This window comes from Amycolatopsis nalaikhensis (assembly GCF_030264295.1).
Lineage (GTDB): Bacteria > Actinomycetota > Actinomycetes > Mycobacteriales > Pseudonocardiaceae > Amycolatopsis > Amycolatopsis nalaikhensis.
Map to the genome: position 1 here is coordinate 3086211 of NZ_CP127173.1, position 20074 is coordinate 3106284.

Consider the following 20074-nt stretch of genomic DNA (forward strand, 5'->3'; position numbering starts at 1 on the left):
AACACTGTTATTCACTCACGACCGGCGCTGGGCTTTCGCGAGGTCGTCGCGGGACTTGGTGACCAGGGCCAGCATCGCCTGCTCCGCCGCCGTCGGGTCGCCCGCGACGATCGCGTCGAACACCTTCCGGTGGCTCGGCACCGGGTCTTCGGCGGGCGAGGCGCCGTGCACGAGCTTGTCGCGCTCGGCCAGCCCGATCGCGATGACGCGTTCCATCCGCATCAGGAAGTTGTTGTGGGTGGCGGCCATCAGCCGCCGGTGGAAGGCCAGGTCGGCCTGGACGCTCGCCTCGGGGTCGTCGCCCGCCGCGGCCATGTCGGCCAGCGCTTCCCGCAGTCCCTCGACGTCTTCCTCCGACGCGCGCCCGGCGGCGATCCGGGCCGCGGCGGGCTCGACGACCGCGCGGACCTCGGTGAGTTCGTCGAGCAGGCCCGGGTCGTCGGCGGCCGCGGTCTGCCAGCGCATGACGTCGGCGTCGAGCATGTTCCACTTCTCGCGCGGCTGGACGAACGTGCCGCGCTTCTGCCGCGCGTCGATCATCCCCTTCGCGGCCAGCACCTTCAGGGCTTCGCGCAGCGCGGTGAGGCTGATGTCGAGCTCTTCGCGCAGCGCGGGCAGGTCGAGCACGGTGCCCTCGCCCCACTCGTCGGAGAGGATCCGGCTGGCCAGTGCCTCCACGGTCTGGCCGTGCAACCCGCGTGGCCGGTGTTCGGTCAATGGAGGGGCCCTCTCAGCTGGCGGACTGGCGGAAGGTCATCCTACGCTGCCCCCGAAGTCGTCATAAATTATGAATACATCTTGACACCGGCGTCGCCCGGTTGCACTCTTTGGCAGCAGTCACGCCCGTGCGGGCACCTAGACAAAGGGGTCACGAGATGACGAGTGCCGGCCTGTCCCGCCGTCGTTTCCTGCGCAACGCCAGCCTGGCCGGGCTGGGCGCCATCGGTTCGAGCAGCTTCCTCGCCGCCTGCGCCACGTCCGCGTCCAACGGCCCGGTCAAGCAGGCCGCCGGCGCGGTCACCGTCCAGTCGAACCTGTCCTCGCCCGAGGCGAAGAAGGCGATCGAGGCGCTGGCCAAGGCGTTCGGCGCCAAGGGCGGCGCGACGGCGACGGTGAACACCGTGGCGTCGGAGACCTTCCGCACGCAGCTGCCCAGCTACCTCACCGCGGCCAACCCGCCCGACACGTTCACCTGGTACCCGGGCTCGCTGCTGTCCGGCTACGCGCGCAAGGGCCTGCTCCTCGACGTCGGCGACGTCTGGCAGACGATGGGCGACTACAGCGCCGCCTTCCGGAACCTCTCCGGCGACGGCGCCGGACACCAGGTCTTCATCCCGACGTCCTACTACTGGTGGGGCTTCTTCTACCGGAAGTCCAACTTCGCGAAGTGGGGCGTCCAGCCGCCGACGAACTGGAGCGAGTTCCTCGCGCTGTGCGAAACGTTGAAGGGCAAGGGAATCGCGCCCATCGGCCTCGGCGCCGGCGGCAACACGCCGTGGACCGCGTCGGCCTGGTTCGACTACCTCAACATCCGGATCAACGGCGCGCCGTTCCACCGCGAGCTGCTCGCGGGCAAGCAACGCTTCGACGACCCGCGCGTGAAGAAGATCTTCGACCCGTGGCGCCAGGCGCTGCCCTACTTCGACCCGAACGGCACCGCGATCGCGTTCCAGGACGCCACGACCGTGCTGCTGCAGGGCCGCACCGGCATGGTGCTGACCGGCACGTTCTTCGCCGACGCCGCCCCGAAGGACGCGCTCGACGACCTCGACTTCTTCCAGTTCCCGATCCTCGACCCGGCGGTCCCGGTGGCCGAGGAGGGCCCGACCGACGGCTTCTTCGCCAGCGCGCGCACCCCGCACGTCGCCGAGGTCAAGGAGTGGTTCAAGTACGTCGCGACGGCCGAGGCGCAGGAGCTCTACATCAAGAACTCCTCCGGCACCGTGCTGCCGACCAACCCGTCCGCCAAGGACTCCGGCACCCCGCTGGTCCAAAAGGGACGGAAGATGCTCGCGGACGCCAAGGAGATCACGCAGTTCTTCAACCGCGACTCCTCCGACGCGCTGCAGCCGACCGCCGACGCCGCGTTGATCCGGTTCATCCAGAAGCCGAACGAGCTCGATTCGATCCTGAGCGACTGGCAGACCGCCGCGCAGAAGGTCTGGCAGTCCTGACATGGCGGTGCTCACCGCGGAAAAGCCGAAGGCCGCGGCACGGGCCGTGAAACGCCGTCGCCGGATCTCGCCGGTGCTGCTGGCCTTCGTCCTGGTACCCCTGCTCGTCGAGGGGTTCTGGGTGTTCTGGCCCGCGCTGCAGGGCTTCTACCTGGCGCTGACGAACTGGGACGGCGTCTCGGCGCCGACGTTCGTCGGCTTCGGGAACTTCGCCGAGATGTTCTCCGACGACATCTTCAAGACCGCCGCGCTCGACACGGTGATCTGGCTGGTGCTCTTCGGCGGGCTCTCGGCGGTCGGCGGGCTCGCGCTCGCCACGTTGCTGCAACGCGAACGGCGTGGCGTCGGCTTCTACCGGGCCGCGCTGTTCACGCCCGTGGTGTTCTCGCTGGTCGCTACGTCGTTGATCTGGCAGGTGATCTACCAGCCCGACGGCGTCGTGAACAAGCTGCTCGGCGCGGTCGGGCTGGAGAGCTGGCAGCACTCGTGGCTGGCCGACCCGAAGACCGCGCTGTACGCGGTGCTCGTCCCGGCGTTGTGGCGCCAGGTCGGGTACGTGATGGTGCTCTACCTGGCCGGGCTCAAGGGGATCGACCCGGCGCTCTACGAAGCGGCCAAATTGGACGGTGCCACCGCGTGGCAGCAGTTCCGCAACGTCACCTGGCCGCAGCTGCGCAGCGTCAACTCCGTGGTCCTGTCGGTGATCATCATCGACTCGCTGCGCTCCTTCGACGTCGTGTGGTCGATGACGAAGGGCGGGCCGTACCACTCGTCCGAGCTGCTCAGCACGTACATGTACGCGACGGCGTTCCAGTCGCTGCGCCTGGGCTACGCGTCCGCGCTGGCCGTGGTGATCTTCGTGCTGGCGTTCGGCGTGATCGTCACCTACCTCGTGCGCGCCTTCCGGGAGGACGACCAGTGAGGACGAGGACCTTCGGGTTCCACCTGCTCGCGGGCGGGGTCGCGGTGCTGTGGCTGCTGCCGATCCTGCTCGTGCTGACCACGAGTGTCCGGTCCTTTTCGGACATCGCCTCGAACGGCCTCGGCGCGTTCCCGGGTTCGTTCACCCTCGACGCGTTCGGGCAGGCGTGGGGGGAGGGCGGTGGCGGGCACGCGATGCTGAACAGCCTGCTGGTGACGATCCCGACCGTGCTGCTCGCGCTGCTGCTCAGCTCGGCCGCCGCGTTCGCGCTCAGCCGATACCAGATCCCGTTGCGCCGCACGATCATCCTCGTGATGCTGTCGGGCAACCTGCTGCCGCCGCAGATCCTGCTGGTGCCGGTGGCGAAGCTGGCCGAACTGCTCGGCATCTACGACACGCTGACCGCGCTCGTCGTCGTGCAGGTCGGGTTCGGGCTCGGCTTCTACACGTTCGTGCTGCAGGGGTTCATGCGGTCGATCCCCGGCGAGATCCAGCAGGCCGCGCTGATCGACGGCGCCGGGGTCGGGCAGATCTTCTGGCGGATCATCCTGCCGATGACCCGCCCGGCGCTGGCCGCGCTCGGCGCGCTGGCCTTCACCTGGACGTTCAACGACCTGCTGTGGTCGATCACCGTGCTGCGCACCGGCTCGGTGATGCCGGTGACGCCGGCGCTGCTGGGCCTGCAGGGCCAGTACGTGTCCAACTGGAACGTGATCGCGGCGGGGTCGGTCATCGCGGCCGTCCCGACCGTGGCCGTGTTCCTGCGGTTCCAGAAGCACTTCATTTCCGGGCTGGCGATCGGGGCGATCAAGTGACGTGGACCGTGGCCATGAAGTCCACTTCGTACACCGTGGCGCTGGACCCCACCGAGCGCTGGCTCGAGCTGGTGGCGTGGGGACCGTCCGGGATCGAAGCCGGACCGTCGGTGTTCGCGAACGCGGGGTCGGTACACTTCATCACCGAGGCGGACGCGGCCCCGGTCGAGTACGCGCCGCTGGGCCTGCGCCCGTTCTCCGGCGCGGACGTCGCCGTGCGCGGCGGCTCGTGGTGGCGCTTCGAGGGTGACGTCTCCGGCGACGACCTGCGGCTGGCCTTCGTGGACGAGCTGACCGGGCTGCGCGCGGTGCTCTGCTACCGGCCGGTCCCCGAGACGGACGTGCTCACCCGCTGGGTCGAGTTCACCAACACGGGCTCGGCGGCGCTCGAGTTCGACCGGCTCGGCTCGGCGGGCGTGTGCGTCCCCACGGTCTCGGGCGCTCGCCTGACGTACCTGACCGGCCAGTGGTCGCAGGAGTTCACGCGCCGCACGGTGGACCTGCCCGCGGGCGGATTCCGGATGGAGAGCCGCTTCGGCGTCCCCGGCCACGCGCACGTGCCGTGGCTGGCGGTGCAGGACGCGTCCGGCGGTCCCGCGTTCGGCGTTTCCCTGGAATGGCCGGGTTCTTGGTCCATCGAGGCGGACGTCGAGCCGTCCGGGCTGACGCGCGTCCGGGCCGGTCGGCTGCCGTCGCCGGGTCCGGTGCGGCTCGAGCCCGGCGCTTCCTTGACGACGCCCGCCGTCGCGCTGGCGTCCAGTGTGGACGGTCTGGCTGGGCTGGCCGCGGTGTGGCACGACTACGACCGGCTGCTGGCGGGTTCCCGTTGGCGGCGACCGCGTCCGGTGCTCTACAACTCCTGGGAGGCCACGGGTTTCGACGTCCGGAGCGCGCACCAGCTGGAGTTGGCCAAACGCGCGGCCGACCTCGGTGTCGAGCTGTTCGTGGTCGACGACGGCTGGTTCACCGGCCGCGACGACGACACCGGCGGCCTCGGCGACTGGGCCCCGGCCGAAGCCTCGTTCGGCGAGTTCGTCGAGTCGGTGCGCGAGCTGGGCCTGGAGTTCGGCCTGTGGGTCGAGCCGGAAGCCGTCAGCCCGAAGTCGCGGCTGTACGCCGAGCACCCGGACTGGGTCTACCGGATCGAGGGCCGCCCGGCGATGCTGATCCGCAACCAGCTCCTGCTGGACCTGGGACGCCCCGAGGTCGTCGCCTTCGTCAAGTCCACTCTGGACTCGTTGCTGACGGAGTACCCGATCTCGTACCTGAAGTGGGACATGAACCGCCCGCCGACCGAACGCGGCCGCCCGGGCGCGCCGGACGCGGACCTCGACGCCGAGCACGTCGCGGGTTACCTGGCGGTGCTGGACCACCTGCGCGCGACGCACCCGCACGTGACGATCGAGGCGTGCGCGGGCGGCGGCGGCCGCACGGACCTGGCGACGGTCGCGCGCACCGACGTCGTCTGGCCGAGCGACAACACCGGCCCGCTGGATCGCCTCGCGATCCAGGACGGCTTCCTCCTGATGCACGCCCCACACCTGATGAGCTCGTGGGTGACGGACTCGCCAGGAGTGTTCGACCCGCGGCCGCGCTCGCTGCGGTTCCGCTTCGTGACGGCGATGGCCGGGGTGCTCGGCATCGGCGCGGACCTGTCGAAGTGGACGCCGGAGCAGCACGCCGAGGCGGCTTCCCTGGTGGCCGTGTACAAGTCGATCCGCGACGTCGTCCACCACGGCGTCGCCAGGGTCCAGCCGGGCGCGACCCAGTACACCTCGGAAGACGGCGACACCGTGGTGGTGCTGGCGTGGAACACCGGGGAGCTGACCGGCGCACCGCTCGTGCCGGGACGCTCGTCGCGCGTGCGCCTCGACGTGCGCCCGGATTCGTCCTATGTGGACACGAGCGGAGCCCGGTACTCAGGGGTCCACCTGAAGTACGCGGGACTCCCCTTCGACTGGACCGCGGCCCACGACGCGGATGTGGTCGTGCTACGCCGGGCCGAGTAGCAGCTTCGCGGCCGTCTCGGTGCCGTCGGTGCCGACGAGCGCCGCCACTTCGGCGGCGCGGTCCCGCATGGCCAGGGCCGCCCCGAGCGCCGTCGTCAGCGACTCGACGGTCGGCGCCGGGCCGTCGTGCGCGACGCCGGTGCCGAGCGCCGCGACCCGGCCCGCCCAGTACGGCTGGTCGGTGGCCTGCGGGACGACCACCTGCGGCACGCCCGCGCGGGTGGCCGTCGTCGTGGTGCCCGCGCCGCCGTGGTGCACGACCGCCGCCGTGCGCGGGAACAACGCCTGGTGGTTGACCTCGTCGACGAGGCAGACGTCGTCGCCGGTCACGGTCAGGCCCGCCCAGCCGCCCTTGAGCACCAGGCGGCGGCCGTGCGCCCGCACCGCGGCCACGGCCACTTCGGCGACGTCGGCCGCCGCGTGCATCGGCATGCTGCCGAACCCGACGTACACCGGCGGCTCGCCGTCGGCCAGGAACGCGGCCAAGTCATCCGCGAGCGGCCGTTCGTCCGGCAGGAGCCAGGCGCCGGTCTGGACGACGTCGAGGCCGTTGTCCGGCACCCACGGGTCCAGCACCCGGTCGGTCGCCAGCCACGGCCGCTTGCCGACGACGTACTCGCGGACGTCGTCCACCGCGGGCAGGCCGTGCGCGGCCCGGCTCGCGTTCAGGCCCGGCCCGAACAGCACGTTCAGGCTCTCGCGGTCGAGCTCCCACAGCGCCCGGTTGTCGGTGACACCCGGCGGGTGCGTCCGTCCCGGGTAGGCGAGCGGCGCGTGGTGCGCCGACGGCAGCGACAGCTTCTGGAACGCGACGTACTGCGACCGGATGCCGACCAGCTCGGCGACCGACAGAGCCCCGGCCGCGGCCGAGATCAGCCCGGTGGCCACCAGCACGTCGCAGTCCTCGGCGACCGGCGGCAGCGCGGCGAAGTGGTCGGCGATCAGCCGGGCGGCCCGCTCCGGCAGCCCGCCCGCCGGCGGCGCGGCCTTCGTCAGCTCGCGCGCCGACGGCCCGACCGGCACCAGCGGCACGCCGAACGCGTCGAGCAGCCGCGCGAAGTCTTCGTCCGGCGGCGCGCACACCCGAACCTCGGCTCCCAGCTCCTTCAGTCGCACCGCGAACGCCGCCAGCGGCTCGACGTCACCGCGCGAACCGTAGGTGGACAGCAGCACTCGCATCACGCAAACCCCCAGGTCGTGGCTCAGTGCGCTGATTCTGCGGGACGCACGGGGTCTTGCCGCAAGCCCGGGGGTGCGCTATACCTTGGGTACGACGGAAAGCCCGTGTCCCCTTTGGACGTTCTCAGGGCAGCGAAACCGGCAAGACGAAGGTCGGCGATCCCGTCGGGTAGTACCGCAGCTCCGCGTCGCCCGAGGCCGTCAGGGTGAACGCCGTGATCGCGTCCTCCGACTGCGCTGCCACGTAACACGTCCCGTCGACCAGCGCGAAGTGCCGCGGGTTGGCCCCGCACGGCTGGTCCGCCACGGCGGCCGCTTCGTCGAGCGCGAACTCCGTCACGCAGTCCGGCCCGCGGTTGGACACGTACATGCGCGAGTCGGCCAGTTCCAGGTGGGCCACCAGGTTCGCCACTGAAGGCTCTTTCAACGTCGACGGCGTGACCGACACCACGGAGAACGCCCCGGGCGAGGTTTCCCGGACGGTCACGACGGTTCCGGCCAGCTCGCCGACCACGTACGCGAGGTCCGTCCCCGGCCGCCGGACCAGCTGACGCGGGCCCGTGCCCGGGGGCAGTTCCGACACGGCGAGCAGCTCGACCGCGCCCGACGGCGTCAGCGTGTAGCTGCGGATTTCGTCCGTGCCCAGATCGACCGCGCTCACCATCGACGGCCCGGGGACCGCCATGTGGACGTGCGCCGCCTCCTGCCGGTCGGTGCGCGGGCCGCTGCCCTCGTGCTGGACCAGCGCGGTCCGCGACTCCAGCTCGCCCGTCGGCGAGAGCGAGAACACCGCGAGGCTGCCGCCGGTGTAGTTGGCGCACAGCAGGAACCGGCCGTCGGGCGTCACCGCCAGGTGGCACGGGTGCGCGCCGCCGGTCTCGGCCGTGCCGAGCACCGAAAGCTCGCCGGAGTCGCCGATGGACAGCGCGGTGACTCCGCCGGCGGCGGTCTCGTTCACGGCGTACAGCACGGGCAGCGACGGGTGCCGGGTCAGCCACGACGGCGACTCCAAGGCCAGCGACGCGACCTCGTGCAGCTCGCCCGTCGCGGACCGGGAGAACGTCGTGATCCCCGTGCCGTTCCCCGCTTCCCCGGTGTAGCAGCCGACGAAGACCAGTTCAGCCATGCGCGCTCCTCAACAGCGTCTCGACCCGGGCGGCGATCTCCGCGGTGGTGCCGCGGGTCAGCGCCGAGCCGATCCCGCACGCCACCGCGCCCGCTGCCAGCCAGCCTGGCACGTCCTCGGGTCCGATGCCGCCGGTGGGCACCAACGGCGCCTGCGGCAGCGCAGCCCGCACGTCCTTCACCCACGACGGCGACAAGGCCGACGCCGGGAACACCTTGACCGCGTCGGCCCCTTCTTCCAGCGCCCGCACGATTTCCGTCACCGAACCGGCGCCCGGGAAAGCGGCCGCGCCGTACCGGTGCGCGGTGCGGATCACCGCCGCGTCGACCGACGGCGACACGAGGAACCGCGCGCCCGCCCGGATGGCCAGCGCCGCCGAAGCCTCGTCGAGGACGGTGCCCGCGCCGATCGTCGCGTCCGGGTAGGCCGCGGCGAGGCCCGAGATCGCGTCGAGCGCGCCCGGGTTCGTCAGCGGCAGCTCGATCGAGCGCAGCCCGGCTTCGAGCGCGGCGCGGGCGGCCGAAACGGCCGACTCGGCGTCGTGCGTGCGCACGATCCCGACGACGCCTTGGCGCAGTGCGTCCGCCGTGATCTCCCAGCGGTAGGTCATCGGTCCACCTCCGTGCCGATCAGTGGGCTGAAGGGGACTTTCCTGGCATGTGATGCGAGGAAAGTCCCCTTCAGCGCATCAGATGAGACGAACGTCCCCTTCATCGCGGACAGCATAGCGGGTGAAATCTTAATTTAGGATTTATTCTTGACGCATGCCGAGACGCCCCGGCATGCTGCTCGCGGCTCGCTCGACGCTGTTTCACTGGAGAAGGGTGTCCGGCAACATGCTTCTGAAGAGATCTCTGGCGGTGGTCGCCGCGCTGGCCGCGGCGGTCACGGTGGCTCCCGCGCAAGCGGCACCGGCGGTGGACCAAGGTGCCCCCGACTACTACGACAGCGGAGTCGCGAAGACCCCGTACATGGGCTGGAACACCTACTACGGTCTCGGCGCGCCCAGCGAGGCGTCGGTGAAGTCCGTCGCCGACTTCCTCGTCTCCAGCGGCCTGCGCGACGCCGGCTACCGCTACGTCTGGATCGACGGCGGCTGGACCGCCCCGGACCCGCGCGACGCGCAGGGCAACCTCCACGAAGACCCGGCGAAGTTCCCGAGTGGACTGTCCACTTTGGTCACTTACCTGCACGACCGCGGCCTGAAGGCCGGGATCTACACCGACGCGGGCGCCTCCGACGGCAAGAACTGCGCGGCCGGCTCCGGCGGCTACTACGAGCAGGACACCAAGCGCTTCGCGAGCTGGAAGTTCGACGCCGTCAAGGTCGACTTCCTCTGCGGCATCGCCCAGAACCTCAAGCCCGCCGAGGCGTTCACGCAGTTCAGCCAGGCGCTCGCCAAGGCCGGGCGCCCGATGGTGCTCAACATCTGCAACCCGGTCACCGACGAGTGGGGCGTCCCGCACGGCCCCGACCAGGTCGCCGGCATCGCCTACACCTACGGCCCGCTCGTCGCCGACTCCTGGCGCACCAGCACCGACATCGCGTTCGGCACGCCGTACGAAGGCATCTGGAAAGACGTCCTGCGCAACATGGACGCCAACGCCGCGCACCCCGAGGCGAACGGGCCGGGCCACTACAACGACCCCGACTACCTCATCCCGATGCGCAAGACCGAGCAGGGCACCTACGAGCTGAACGAGGAGGAGTCGACCACCCAGTTCGTCATGTGGGCGGAGATGGCCTCCCCGCTGATCCTCGGCTCGGACCCGCGCACGCTGCCCGCGTCGATGCTGAAGACGTTGAAGAACCCGGAAATCGTCGGGGTCAACCAGGACCGCCTCGGCATCCAGGGCGTCCGCGTCGCGACGACCGGCACCACGGACACCTACAGCAAGGTCCTGTCCCAGCGGGGTGACCGCGCCGTCGTGCTGCTCAACCGCGGTGAGGCGCCGACGCAGATGACGCTGAACTTCGCCGACGCCGGGCTCAGCGGCCCGGTGGCCGTGCGCGACCTCCGCGCCCGCGCCGACCGTGGCACCGCGACCGGTTCCTACACGGTCACCGTGCCCGCACACGGCACCGCGTTCCTCCGCCTGCACGGCACCGACCTCGTCCCGGGCACCGACGTCGGCGGCCCGGCCTCGGCCAGCCCCGCGGTGGTCCGTACCGGCGGCCGGACCGTGACGTTCTTCCGCGACCCGGCGGGGAACCTCGTGCAGGACGGCCTCGGCGGCTCGCGCCAGGTCGGCGGCAAGTTCCTCGGCCAGCCCGCCGCCGTCGCCACCGACGGCCGGGTCGACGTCTACGTCCGCGGCCTCGACAACGCCGCCTACCAGCGCACCTACCGCTACGGGAGCTGGGGTGAGTGGCAGCGGCTCGGCGGGACGCTCACCGATTCGCCGTCCGTGACCACCGACGGCACGCTCTTCGCGCGCGGCTCCGACGGCCAGGTCTGGCAGCGGACCGCGGACGGCCAGTGGTCCGGTCTGGGCGCGCCCGGCGGCCAGCCGATCTACGGCCGTCCCGGCGCGGCGACGTCGACCGGCGGCACGGTCGTGGCAGTCCGCACCGCCGACGACAGCGTCTGGGTGCGCACGAAGACCGGCGGCGCGTGGTCGGACTGGACGTCCATCGGCGGCACGATCAGCAGCAGCCCGACGCTGGTCGCGGTCGGCGCGAAGGTCGCGCTCACCGCGTCCGCGAGCGACTACACCCTGTGGGCCAACGACTGGTCCGGTTCCTGGGCGGGCTGGTTCAAACGGCCGCAGTACCCGAGCGGGAGCATCGTGGGCACCCTGGGCGCGGCTTCGGACGGCGCGTCGCTGTGGTTCGCCGCCCGCGGGCCGGACGACCATGTCCACGTAGCGAAGTTCTGACACAGGGAGAGGCGATGTCTGCGCGTACCGCGGTGGTGACCGGAGCGGCGTCCGGGATCGGGAAGGCGACGGCCCGGAAGCTCCTCGACGACGGCTACCGCGTGCTGGGCGTGGACATCGCCGAACTCCCCGACGGCGTCGTGCCGATCCGGGGCTCGGTGGCCGACGAAGCGACCTGGGCCGACATCGGCGAAGTCGACGCCCTGGTCAGCAACGCCTACGTGCCGAGCACCGGGCCGCTGCACGAGATCGACCGCGCCGAGTGGCAGCGGCAGCTCAACGTCAACCTGACCGGCACGTACCTCGCCGTGAAGGCGTGCCTGCCGTCGCTGCGGGCCCGGCGCGGCGCGGTCGTGCTGGTCTCGTCGGTGCACGCGCACTTCGGGCTGCCGGGCCACCCCGCGTACGCGGCGAGCAAGGGCGCGCTCGTCGCGCTGGCCCGGCAGCTGGCCGTCGAGTACGCGCCCGACGTGCGCGTCAACTCCGTGCTGCCGGGGCCGGTGCTCACCGAAGCCTGGAACCGCATCTCGCCGGAGGACCGCGAGCGCAGTGCCCGGGCGACCCCGGCCGGCCGCCTCGGCGACCCGGCCGAAGTGGCGAACGTGATCGCCTTCCTGCTCTCGGACGCGGCGTCGTTCGTCACCGGGGCCGAGCTGACCGTCGACGGCGGCTGGTCCGCCGCCAAGGATTCCGCGTAGATGGGGGACACGGGTGAAGATCACCGGGGTTGAAACGTTTCTGGTCGCGCCGCGCTGGCTGTTCCTCAAGGTCAGCACCGACGAAGGGGTCAGCGGCTGGGGGGAGCCCGTGGTCGAGGGCCGCGCGGAGACCGTGCGCGCGGCCGTCCACGAGCTGTCCGAGCTGCTCATCGGCCAGGACCCGCTGCGCATCGAAGACCACTGGCAGGTACTGCGCCGCGGCGGGTTCTACCGCGGCGGCCCGGTGCTCTCCAGCGCGCTCGCCGGGTTCGACCACGCGCTGTGGGACATCGCCGGCAAGGTCCGCGACGCCCCGGTGCACGAGCTGCTCGGCGGCCCGGTCCGCGACCGCGTCCGGGTCTACAGCTGGGTCGGCGGCGACCGGCCGTCCGGCATCCGCGAAGCCGTGTCCGCGCAGGTCGAGGCGGGGTTCACGGCGGTGAAGATGAACGTCGCCGGCCCGCTGACCGCGATCGCGTCCCCCGCCGAAGCCGACGCGGCCGTGGCACGCGCATGGGAGGCGCGGGAGGTGCTCGGCCCGCACCGCGACCTCGCGATCGACTTCCACGGCCGCGTCTCGCCCGCGATGGCCCGGCGGCTGGTCAAGCTCCTCGAAGACGTCCAGCCGATGTTCGTCGAGGAGCCGATCCTGCCCGAGACCCAGGGCGACGCGCTGCGCTCGATCGTCGAGGCATCGACCGTGCCGATCGCGCTCGGCGAGCGGCTCTACTCGCGGTGGGAGTTCAAGCCGGTGCTCGACGCCGGGGTCGCGGTGGTCCAGCCGGACCCGTCGCACGCGGGCGGCATTTCCGAGCTGCGCCGGATCGGCGCGCTCGCCGAGGTGTACGGCGCTTCGCTCGCGCCGCACTGCCCGCTCGGGCCGATCTCGCTGGCCGCGTCGCTGCAGGTCGCGTTCGCGACGCCGAACTTCCTGATCCAGGAGCAGAGCGTCGGCATGCACTACCACGAAGGCCAGGAGCACCAGTACCTCGCGGACGCGTCGATCTTCGCGTTCCGCGACGGCTACGCGGCCCGTCCGCTCGGGCCCGGCCTGGGCATCGAGGTCGACGAAGCGGCCGTCCGGCGCGCGGCCGAGGTCGGGCACACCTGGCGCTCGCCGGTGTGGCGGCACGAGGACGGCGGGCTCGCCGAATGGTGACCTGGCTCGAGCGCGGCGACCTGCGGCTGGGCTTGGTGCCGGAGCTGGGCGGGCGGCTGCTGTCGGTGCGCTACCGCGGCACCGAGCTGCTGTGGCGCAACGCCGAGCTGCTCGACGACGACCTGCGCGGCGAGTACGCGCCGAACTCGGGGCGGATGGGCGACTGGGTCAACTACGGCGGGGACAAGACGTGGCCCGCACCCCAGGGCTGGGACGGCCCGGACCAGTGGCCCGGCCCGCCGGACCCGGTCCTCGACTCCGGCCCGTACACCGCGGACGTCGACGGCGACACGGTGACGATGACCAGCGCGCCGGACCCGCGCACCGGCCTGCGGTTCACGCGCGCGATCACGATCCTCGACGACGGCTACGAACTGCGGCTGCAGGCCATGAACGTTTCGCCGCGCCCGGTGCGGTGGGCTTTGTGGAACGTGACCCAGCTGCCCGGCGGCGGCCTGGTCACGGCGGGCCTCCGGCGCCCCGACGTCGTCGCGCTGGTGGCCGGGACCGGGACACCGGAGTACACAGTGGACGGTGACCGGCTGGTCGTGCCCGCGCAGGACGTCGTCGGCAAGCTCGGGGTACCGGGCACGGCTGGCTGGGTGACATACGGGCCGCTGACGCTGTCATTCGACGTCGACCCGGCGGGCGAGTACCCCGACGGAGGCTCGCCGCTGGAGATCTGGCTGGAGCACCCGCTGCCGGAGCCGCTGGCGTCGCTCGGGGACCTGGACCCGCCGGCGCGGATCGTCGAGCTGGAGGTCCTCGGCCCGCTGACCAGCCTCGAACCGGGCGCCACGACGAACCTGACGATCCGCGCAACTCTCCCGCGCGCCCGGTCGTGAGTGTTCAGGGCGGTTCTAACCGCCCTAAACACTCACGACCCCGGGGGCGGAGGCGGGCTGACCTGCGCGGGTATCGTGGGGCCGTGACGGACAAGCCCCGCATTCCGAACGTGCTCGCCGCCCGCTACGCCTCGGCGGAGCTGGTCTCCCTCTGGTCGCCGGAGCAGAAGGTCGTCCTGGAGCGCCAGCTCTGGATCGCCGTCCTCAAGGCGCAGAAGGACCTCGGCGTCGAGGTGCCCGATGGCGTCGTCGAGGCCTACGAGCGCGTGCTGGACGACGTGCGGCTGGAGTCCATCGCCGCCCGCGAGCGTGTCACGCGTCACGACGTCAAGGCGCGGATCGAGGAGTTCAGCGACCTCGCCGGCCAGGAGCACATCCACAAGGGCATGACCTCGCGTGACCTCACCGAGAACGTCGAGCAGCTGCAGCTGCTCCGGTCCCTCGAGCTGGTCCGCACCCGCGTCGCCGCCGTGCTCGCGCGGCTGGCGGCCCTCGCCGTCGAGCACGCCGACACCGTCATGACCGGGCGCTCGCACAACGTCGCCGCGCAGGCCACCACGCTGGGCAAGCGGTTCGCCACCGCGGCCGACGAGCTGCTCGTCGCCTTCGAGCGGCTCGACAACCTCATCGAACGGTACCCGCTGCGCGGCATCAAGGGCCCGGTCGGCACCGCGCAGGACATGCTCGACCTGCTCGGCGACGAGTCCACTTTGGACCTGCTCGAGGACCGCGTCATGCAGCACCTCGGCTTCAACCGGCGGTTCGTCAGCGTCGGCCAGGTGTACCCGCGTTCGCTCGACTTCGACGTGCTGTCCACGGTGGTCCAGCTCGCCGCGGCGCCGTCCAGCCTGGCCAAGACGATCCGGCTGATGGCGGGCCACGAGCTCGTCACCGAGGGCTTCAAGCCCGGCCAGGTCGGCTCGTCGGCCATGCCGCACAAGATGAACACCCGCTCGTGCGAGCGCGTGAACGGCCTCGCCGTCGTGCTGCGCGGCTACCTTTCGATGATCGGCGAGCTGGCGGGCGACCAGTGGAACGAGGGCGACGTCTCCGACTCGGTCGTCCGCCGCGTCGCGCTGCCGGACGCGTTCTTCGCGCTCGACGGCCTGCTGGAGACGTTCCTCACGGTCCTCTCGGAATTCGGTGCCTTCCCCGCGGTGATCGAGCGTGAGCTGGATCGCTACCTGCCGTTCCTGACCACGACGAAGGTGCTGATGGCGTCGGTCCGCGGCGGCGTCGGCCGTGAGACGGCCCACGAAGCGATCAAGGAGCACGCCGTCGCCGTCGCGCTGGAAATGCGCGAAGGGCTCGCGGAGAACGACCTCGTCGACCGGCTCGCGGCCGACGAGCGCATCCCGCTCGACCGCGGTGACCTGGACAAGCTGCTGGCCGACCGGATCTCGTTCACCGGGACGGCCGGGCGCCAGGTCGAGCAGGTGGCCGCGCGCGTCGAGCGGGTGCTCGAGCGGTTCCCCGAAGCCGCGGGCTACGCGCCGCAGCCCATCCTGTGAGCTGACGCACCCGTCCACGGACTGGAACGAATCCACTCGAACGGGCGAAATCCCTAATCTCGATCGCTGAACCCCGTGCTCTTCGCGCGCACCAACCCGCGCGCTCAAACCATGGAAGAAGCGATGAGATCCACGCTGTCGAAGATCGCCGCCGTCGTCGCCACCGGTGTCCTGACGCTGACCCTGGCCGCGTGCGGCGGCTCCGACGCCGCGGGCAAGACCCTGCGCGTCGGCACGCTGAGCGACGCCCCGCCGTCGATCTACCTCGAGAACGGGCGGTTCACCGGCTACGACAACGAACTGCTGCGTGACATCGCGAAGCGGGAAGGCTTCGAGGTCGAGTTCGTCGGCACCGAGTTCGCCGGGCTGCTGGCCGGCGTCGCGAACGGCAAGTTCGACATCGGCAGCTCGACGATCTCCAGCACCGAGGCGCGCAAGAAGACCGTCGCCTTCTCCAACGGCTACAACACCGGCTTCACCACGGTCGTGACGGCGAAGGGCGCGAGCCTCAAGGACGTCGCCGCGCTCGGCGGCAAGCGCCTCGGGGTGGTCCAGGGCTCGGTGCAGGACGAGTTCGCGGGCAAGGTCCCGGGTGCCCAGGTCGTCCGCTTCCCCGACTACAACGCGGGCTTCGCGCAGCTGAAGAACGGCACGCTCGACGGCTGGGTCGTGCCGCAGGACATCGGCCAGAAGTACCTCGACCAGAACCCGGCGGTGCCGCTGGAGCTCGGTTACACTGCCGAGGACAAGGACACACCGTCGGCTTTCGCGGTCGCCAAGTCCAACCCGGAGCTGCTGAAGAAGCTCAACGACGGGCTGGCCAAGGCGATCGCTGACGGCACCGTGGCGCGGATCTACGGGCAGTTCTACAAGAACACCCCGCTGTCGAAGGAACTCCGGCAGGGCGGGCCGGGCCTGCCCGTGAAGAATCTGGATGCCTGACGTGAAGAAGCTACCTGTCACCGGTCTCATCGCCCTGCTCGTCGCGACCCTCACCGCGTGCGGCGGTGGCGGGGACGTCGGCGAGAAGACGTTGCGCGTCGGCACGCTGAGCGACTCGAAGCCCAACGCGTACCAGGAGAACGGCGTCTTCACCGGCTTCGACAACGAGCTGCTCAAGGCCATCGCGCAGAAGGAGGGCCTGAAGGTCGAGTTCGTCGCGACCGACTTCTCGGCCCTGCTCGGCCAGGTCGCGAACGGCACCTTCGACATCGGCAGCTCGGCGATCGCGCAGACCGACGCCCGCAAGAAGACCGTCGACTTCTCGGCGCCGTACAACTACCAGGCCCTCGGCATCGAAGCCAAGGAGACCGCGGGCATCACCGACGAGAACTCGTTGGCGGGCAAGCGGATCGGCGTCGTCCAGGGCACGGTTTCGGACTCCTGGCTGGCGTCGAACGCACCGACGGCGCAAGCTGTCCGGTTCCCCAACGACGCGGCGACGTTGAGCGCGCTGAAGACCGGCGCGGTCGACGGCGCGGTGTTCGACCAGGCGACCGCCGAGGACTACGCGAAGAACAACCCGGACGCGAAGCTCAAGGTGACCAAGGCGATCACCACGACGATCCCGCACGGCTTCGCGTTCCGGAAGGGCAACACGGAGCTGATCGACAAGATCAACGACGGCATCAAGAAGGTCGTCGCGGACGGCACCTGGGTCAAGGTGCACGACCAGTTCGAGCCCACCGCGCCGGTCCCGGCCGAGTTCAAGCCGGGGCAGTAACTCTGCAATGGATCAGTTTTTCGACACCTTCCTCAACTGGGAGTACATCTGGCAGGTCTTCCCGGACCTGCTGAAGACCGGCCTGCTCAACACGCTGATCCTGGCGGTGACGTCGGCGCTGATCGGCACCGTGCTCGGCATGGTGCTGGCGGTGATGGGCCTGTCGACCAAGATCTGGCTGCGCTGGCCGGCCAGGGTGTACACCGACATCTTCCGCGGGCTGCCGGCGATCCTGACGATCCTGGTGATCGGCCAGGGTCTCGGCACGCTCGCGCGGGACGTCGTCGGCACGAACCCGTACCCGCTGGGCATCCTGGCGCTGAGCCTGATCGCGGCCGCCTACATCGGCGAGATCTTCCGGTCGGGCATCCAGAGCGTCGACAAAGGACAGCTGGAGGCCGCCCGTGCGCTCGGGATGAGCTACAGCAAGGCGATGCTGCTCGTGATCATCCCGCAGGGCGTCCGCCGGGTGCTGCCGGCGCTGGTGAACCAGTTCATCGCGCTGATCAAGGACTCCAGCCTCGTGTACTTCCTCGGGCTGCTGTCCGAGCAGCGCGAGCTGTTCCGCATCGGCCAGGACCTGGCGGCCAACACGGGCAACCTGTCCCCGCTGGTCGCGGCCGGGTTCGTGTACCTGGTGATCACGGTGCCGCTGACGCACCTGGTGAACTACATCGACAAGAAGCTCCGGACGGGCCGCAAGGTGCGCGCCGACGACCCGGGCGAAGACGAGCTGGACCTGGTGGCCAGCGGAAAGGTCGTCTCGTGACGACGGCGGTGCGTTCGTCCAGTGTGGAGCTGAGGGACATCCACGTCCGCTTCGGCACACTGGAGGTCCTGCGCGGCGTGGACCTCCACGTGGCCAGCGGCAAGACGACGTGCGTGATCGGCCCGTCGGGTTCGGGCAAGTCGACGCTGCTGAGGTGCGTGAACCGCCTGCAGGAGCCGGATTCCGGCGACTTGCTGCTCGACGGCGAGTCCGTGATCAAGGCCGACCCGGACGCGCTCCGCCAGCGCGTCGGGATGGTGTTCCAGCACTTCAACCTGTTCGGCCACCGGAGTGTGCTGGACAACATCGTCTTGCCGCTGCGCAGCGTGAAGAAGCTGGGCAAGGAGGAGGCGGCGGAGATCGCCCGCGCGCGCCTGGCGGAGGTGGGGCTGGCGGACAAGGCACCGTACCGGCCGAGCGCGTTGTCGGGCGGACAGCAGCAGCGGGTGGCGATCGCGCGGGCGCTGGCGATGGACCCCGAGGTGATGCTCTTCGACGAGGCCACCAGCGCGCTGGACCCGGAGCTGGTCAAGGGGGTGCTGAACCTCATGGCCGGGCTGGCTTCGCGCGGGTTGACGCTGATCGTCGTCACGCACGAGATGGGCTTCGCGCGGAGTGTCGCCGACGAGGTGGCGTTCATGGACGCTGGTCGCATTGTCGAGCAGGGGCCGCCCGCGCAGGTCTTCGATGACCCGAAAAGCCCGAGGTTGCAGCGGTTCCTGTCCCAGGTCCTCTAGAGCAGCCCCCACCCGTCCCGGGGGGTGTCCCTATGTGGTTGTCAAGCCGCGGCGGGGGCCGGAGCGGGTTCGGGGTGTCGGTAGTGGGTGCCGTTGCGCAGCATGGCGTAGAGGACGTCGCAGCGGCGGCGGGCCAGGCAGATCAGCGCAGCGTTGTGTTTCTTGCCCTCGGCCCGCTTCCGGTCGTAGTAGGCCCTGCTGGTCGGGTCAGACAACGCGGCGAAGGCGGCGAGGAAGAACGCGCGTTTGAGCTGGCGGTTGCCCGTCCGAGCGGGATGTTCGCCCTTGATGCTGGTGCCGGAGCTGCGGGTGACCGGGGCGATGCCCGCGTAGGCCGCCAGATGCCCCGAGCTGGCAAAGTTCGAGGCGTCGCCGACCTCGAGCAGGATGCGGGCTGCGGTCCTGACCCCGACGCCGGGCATCGAAGTCAGGACCCCGGCAAGAGGGTGCGCATCAAGTATCCCCTCAACCTGCTCAGCGACCTGTTTCCGTTGCAGGAGAACCGTTTTGAGGCTGTCGGACAGCCGCGGCAGGACCGTGTCCGCGGCGGCGGTGCCCGGGACGGTGACGGTCTGCTCGCCCAGCGCGGTCATGATCGCCTCGACCAGCTTGTCGCCGAGGCGGGGCGCGTGGACTTTGGCGATGGCGGTGAGTTTGCGGCGGCCGGCCTTGGCGATGCCGGCCGGGCCGCCGCAGCGGGAGAGGATCTCCAGCACCGCTGGGTGGCTGATCCGCGGGCCGATGGCGTGTTCGAGAGCGGGGTGGATGCCGGTGAGCAGCCCACGGATCCGGTTGCTGATCCGGGTGGCTTCGCCGGCCAGGTCGTCGTCGAACCCGACCAGCACCTCCAGCTCCGCCAACGCCTCGTCATCGACGTCGACCGGGCGCAGGGTGTGCGGCAGGCAGCGGGCGGCATCGGCGATGACGAACGCGTCCCGGGCATCGGTCTTCGCGCGGCCCGGGTAGAGGTCGGCGATGCGGCGCATCGCCAGACCAGGCAAATACGCCACCTGGTGTCCTGCGGCGCGGGCGACCGCGACCGGCAACGCCCCGATCGTGGCGGGCTGGTCAACCACGACCAGCAGCGGTCCGTGCGCGGCGAGCTTGTCGAACAGGGCCTTCAGTTTGGGTTCGGTGTTGGGCAGCGGGCCATCGTGCAGCCGGTTGCCGTCGAGGTCCAGGCCGACCGCGTGATGGGCTTCCTTGCCGACGTCCAAGCCGAGGAACACCCCGAAGCTGCTGCTCATCCACCAGCCGTTCGTTCGTCGCGTCGTGGTCACCGGGTTGGGCATCGATGGCCGGCACCCACGTTACGACGAGACCTACCTGGTGGTGGCCGTGTCCCTATCAGCGGTCCCTCGATGCCACCAGGCCCGGTGACACCACCCCCCGGATCATGCGTGCGACTGGGGGCGTTAGTCATGCCGGGCCTGGTGACCACAACTCCCTGGTCGGGAGCCACGAAAAAGGTAACGGGGGCGTCCCCGAGTCCAGTCTATCCGCCGGATGGCCGAAAATCCGGCGCCGG

At 70.7% G+C, this 20074-nt stretch carries 18 protein-coding genes; 13 read left to right on the top strand and 5 right to left on the bottom strand.

Annotation, left to right across the window (positions count from 1 at the left end; all coding sequences use genetic code 11):
- Positions 1 to 15: 15 nt before the first annotated feature.
- Entirely contained in the window at positions 16 to 717 is a 702-nt protein-coding gene (locus tag QP939_RS15255) for a FadR/GntR family transcriptional regulator (RefSeq protein WP_285457426.1), read from the bottom strand.
- 158 nt (positions 718 to 875) lie between these two features.
- Here QP939_RS15255 and QP939_RS15260 point away from each other — a divergent pair, with 158 nt between their 5' ends.
- From QP939_RS15260 to QP939_RS15275, 4 genes are read left to right on the top strand one after another with little or no spacing between them, the layout of a single operon-like run.
- Positions 876 to 2174: an ABC transporter substrate-binding protein gene (locus QP939_RS15260; protein ID WP_285457427.1), complete on the top strand. Its 1299-nt coding sequence runs from the start codon at positions 876 to 878 to the stop codon at positions 2172 to 2174.
- Between the two features lies 1 nt (position 2175).
- Positions 2176 to 3096, top strand: a complete 921-nt coding sequence (locus QP939_RS15265) for a carbohydrate ABC transporter permease (protein ID WP_285457428.1) — start codon at positions 2176 to 2178, stop codon at positions 3094 to 3096.
- Positions 3093 to 3911, top strand: coding sequence for a carbohydrate ABC transporter permease (locus QP939_RS15270; RefSeq protein WP_285457429.1), 819 nt, complete (start codon positions 3093 to 3095; stop codon positions 3909 to 3911). Before QP939_RS15265 ends, QP939_RS15270 begins: the two co-directional genes overlap by 4 nt.
- 14 nt (positions 3912 to 3925) lie before the next feature.
- Positions 3926 to 5920, top strand: a complete 1995-nt coding sequence (locus QP939_RS15275; protein WP_285457430.1) for an alpha-galactosidase — start codon at positions 3926 to 3928, stop codon at positions 5918 to 5920.
- Here QP939_RS15275 and QP939_RS15280 read toward each other — a convergent pair.
- The 3 genes from QP939_RS15280 to QP939_RS15290 all read right to left on the bottom strand — a co-directional run bounded on the left by QP939_RS15280 (position 5903) and on the right by QP939_RS15290 (position 8835).
- Positions 5903 to 7099 (bottom strand): glycosyltransferase, encoded by a 1197-nt coding sequence (locus tag QP939_RS15280; protein ID WP_285457431.1) that lies wholly within the window; start codon positions 7097 to 7099, stop codon positions 5903 to 5905. The two genes, QP939_RS15275 and QP939_RS15280, sit on opposite strands and share 18 nt — an antisense overlap.
- Positions 7100 to 7223: 124 nt before the next feature.
- On the bottom strand, positions 7224 to 8225 hold the full coding sequence (locus QP939_RS15285; RefSeq protein WP_285457433.1) for a lactonase family protein: 1002 nt from the start codon (positions 8223 to 8225) through the stop codon (positions 7224 to 7226).
- Positions 8218 to 8835, bottom strand: coding sequence for a bifunctional 4-hydroxy-2-oxoglutarate aldolase/2-dehydro-3-deoxy-phosphogluconate aldolase (locus QP939_RS15290; protein WP_285457434.1), 618 nt, complete (start codon positions 8833 to 8835; stop codon positions 8218 to 8220). The genes QP939_RS15285 and QP939_RS15290 overlap by 8 nt, the downstream gene beginning before the upstream one ends.
- A 154-nt stretch (positions 8836 to 8989) precedes the next feature.
- Between QP939_RS15290 and QP939_RS15295 the strand changes: the two genes are divergently transcribed.
- The 9 genes from QP939_RS15295 to QP939_RS15335 all read left to right on the top strand — a co-directional run bounded on the left by QP939_RS15295 (position 8990) and on the right by QP939_RS15335 (position 18546).
- Positions 8990 to 11104 (top strand): DUF8189 domain-containing protein, encoded by a 2115-nt coding sequence (locus QP939_RS15295; protein ID WP_285457435.1) that lies wholly within the window; start codon positions 8990 to 8992, stop codon positions 11102 to 11104.
- 14 nt (positions 11105 to 11118) lie between these two features.
- Positions 11119 to 11802 carry an SDR family NAD(P)-dependent oxidoreductase gene (locus QP939_RS15300; protein ID WP_285457437.1) on the top strand — a complete coding sequence of 228 codons (684 nt, stop codon included), beginning with the start codon at positions 11119 to 11121 and terminating at the stop codon, positions 11800 to 11802.
- A gap of 13 nt (positions 11803 to 11815) precedes the next feature.
- The gene (gene dgoD / locus QP939_RS15305) at positions 11816 to 12961 is read left to right on the top strand and encodes a galactonate dehydratase (protein WP_285457438.1); all 1146 of its coding nucleotides are present in this window, start codon (positions 11816 to 11818) and stop codon (positions 12959 to 12961) included.
- Positions 12955 to 13806 (top strand): DUF4380 domain-containing protein, encoded by an 852-nt coding sequence (locus tag QP939_RS15310; protein ID WP_285457439.1) that lies wholly within the window; start codon positions 12955 to 12957, stop codon positions 13804 to 13806. Before dgoD ends, QP939_RS15310 begins: the two co-directional genes overlap by 7 nt.
- A gap of 83 nt (positions 13807 to 13889) precedes the next feature.
- On the top strand, positions 13890 to 15317 hold the full coding sequence (gene purB, locus QP939_RS15315) for an adenylosuccinate lyase (RefSeq protein WP_285457440.1): 1428 nt from the start codon (positions 13890 to 13892) through the stop codon (positions 15315 to 15317).
- A gap of 123 nt (positions 15318 to 15440) precedes the next feature.
- Positions 15441 to 16259, top strand: coding sequence for a substrate-binding periplasmic protein (locus QP939_RS15320; protein ID WP_285457441.1), 819 nt, complete (start codon positions 15441 to 15443; stop codon positions 16257 to 16259).
- Complete coding sequence (locus QP939_RS15325) at positions 16252 to 17040, top strand: ABC transporter substrate-binding protein (RefSeq protein ID WP_414641883.1); 789 nt, start codon at positions 16252 to 16254, stop codon at positions 17038 to 17040. The genes QP939_RS15320 and QP939_RS15325 overlap by 8 nt, the downstream gene beginning before the upstream one ends.
- 7 nt (positions 17041 to 17047) lie before the next feature.
- Positions 17048 to 17809, top strand: a complete 762-nt coding sequence (locus tag QP939_RS15330; protein ID WP_285457443.1) for an amino acid ABC transporter permease — start codon at positions 17048 to 17050, stop codon at positions 17807 to 17809.
- Positions 17806 to 18546, top strand: coding sequence for an amino acid ABC transporter ATP-binding protein (locus QP939_RS15335; RefSeq protein ID WP_285457444.1), 741 nt, complete (start codon positions 17806 to 17808; stop codon positions 18544 to 18546). The genes QP939_RS15330 and QP939_RS15335 overlap by 4 nt, the downstream gene beginning before the upstream one ends.
- Positions 18547 to 18587: 41 nt before the next feature.
- Here the strand turns inward: QP939_RS15335 and QP939_RS15340 are convergent, their stop codons facing one another.
- Entirely contained in the window at positions 18588 to 19793 is a 1206-nt protein-coding gene (locus QP939_RS15340; RefSeq protein ID WP_285457445.1) for an IS110 family RNA-guided transposase, read from the bottom strand.
- Positions 19794 to 20074 lie beyond the last annotated feature (281 nt).

What these genes read in the sequence shown, in the direction of transcription:
- QP939_RS15260 (WP_285457427.1), top strand. Translation starts at nt 876, where the DNA reads ATGACGAGTGCCGGCCTGTCCCGCCGTCGTTTCCTGCGCAACGCCAGC.
- QP939_RS15265 (WP_285457428.1), top strand. Translation starts at nt 2,176, where the DNA reads ATGGCGGTGCTCACCGCGGAAAAGCCGAAGGCCGCGGCACGGGCCGTG.
- QP939_RS15275 (WP_285457430.1), top strand. Translation starts at nt 3,926, where the DNA reads ATGAAGTCCACTTCGTACACCGTGGCGCTGGACCCCACCGAGCGCTGG.
- QP939_RS15280 (WP_285457431.1), bottom strand. Translation starts at nt 7,099, where the DNA reads ATGCGAGTGCTGCTGTCCACCTACGGTTCGCGCGGTGACGTCGAGCCG.
- QP939_RS15285 (WP_285457433.1), bottom strand. Translation starts at nt 8,225, where the DNA reads ATGGCTGAACTGGTCTTCGTCGGCTGCTACACCGGGGAAGCGGGGAAC.
- QP939_RS15290 (WP_285457434.1), bottom strand. Translation starts at nt 8,835, where the DNA reads ATGACCTACCGCTGGGAGATCACGGCGGACGCACTGCGCCAAGGCGTC.
- QP939_RS15295 (WP_285457435.1), top strand. Translation starts at nt 8,990, where the DNA reads ATGCCGAGACGCCCCGGCATGCTGCTCGCGGCTCGCTCGACGCTGTTT.
- QP939_RS15300 (WP_285457437.1), top strand. Translation starts at nt 11,119, where the DNA reads ATGTCTGCGCGTACCGCGGTGGTGACCGGAGCGGCGTCCGGGATCGGG.
- QP939_RS15310 (WP_285457439.1), top strand. Translation starts at nt 12,955, where the DNA reads ATGGTGACCTGGCTCGAGCGCGGCGACCTGCGGCTGGGCTTGGTGCCG.
- QP939_RS15320 (WP_285457441.1), top strand. Translation starts at nt 15,441, where the DNA reads ATGAGATCCACGCTGTCGAAGATCGCCGCCGTCGTCGCCACCGGTGTC.
- QP939_RS15325 (WP_414641883.1), top strand. Translation starts at nt 16,252, where the DNA reads ATGCCTGACGTGAAGAAGCTACCTGTCACCGGTCTCATCGCCCTGCTC.
- QP939_RS15330 (WP_285457443.1), top strand. Translation starts at nt 17,048, where the DNA reads ATGGATCAGTTTTTCGACACCTTCCTCAACTGGGAGTACATCTGGCAG.
- QP939_RS15340 (WP_285457445.1), bottom strand. Translation starts at nt 19,793, where the DNA reads ATGAGCAGCAGCTTCGGGGTGTTCCTCGGCTTGGACGTCGGCAAGGAA.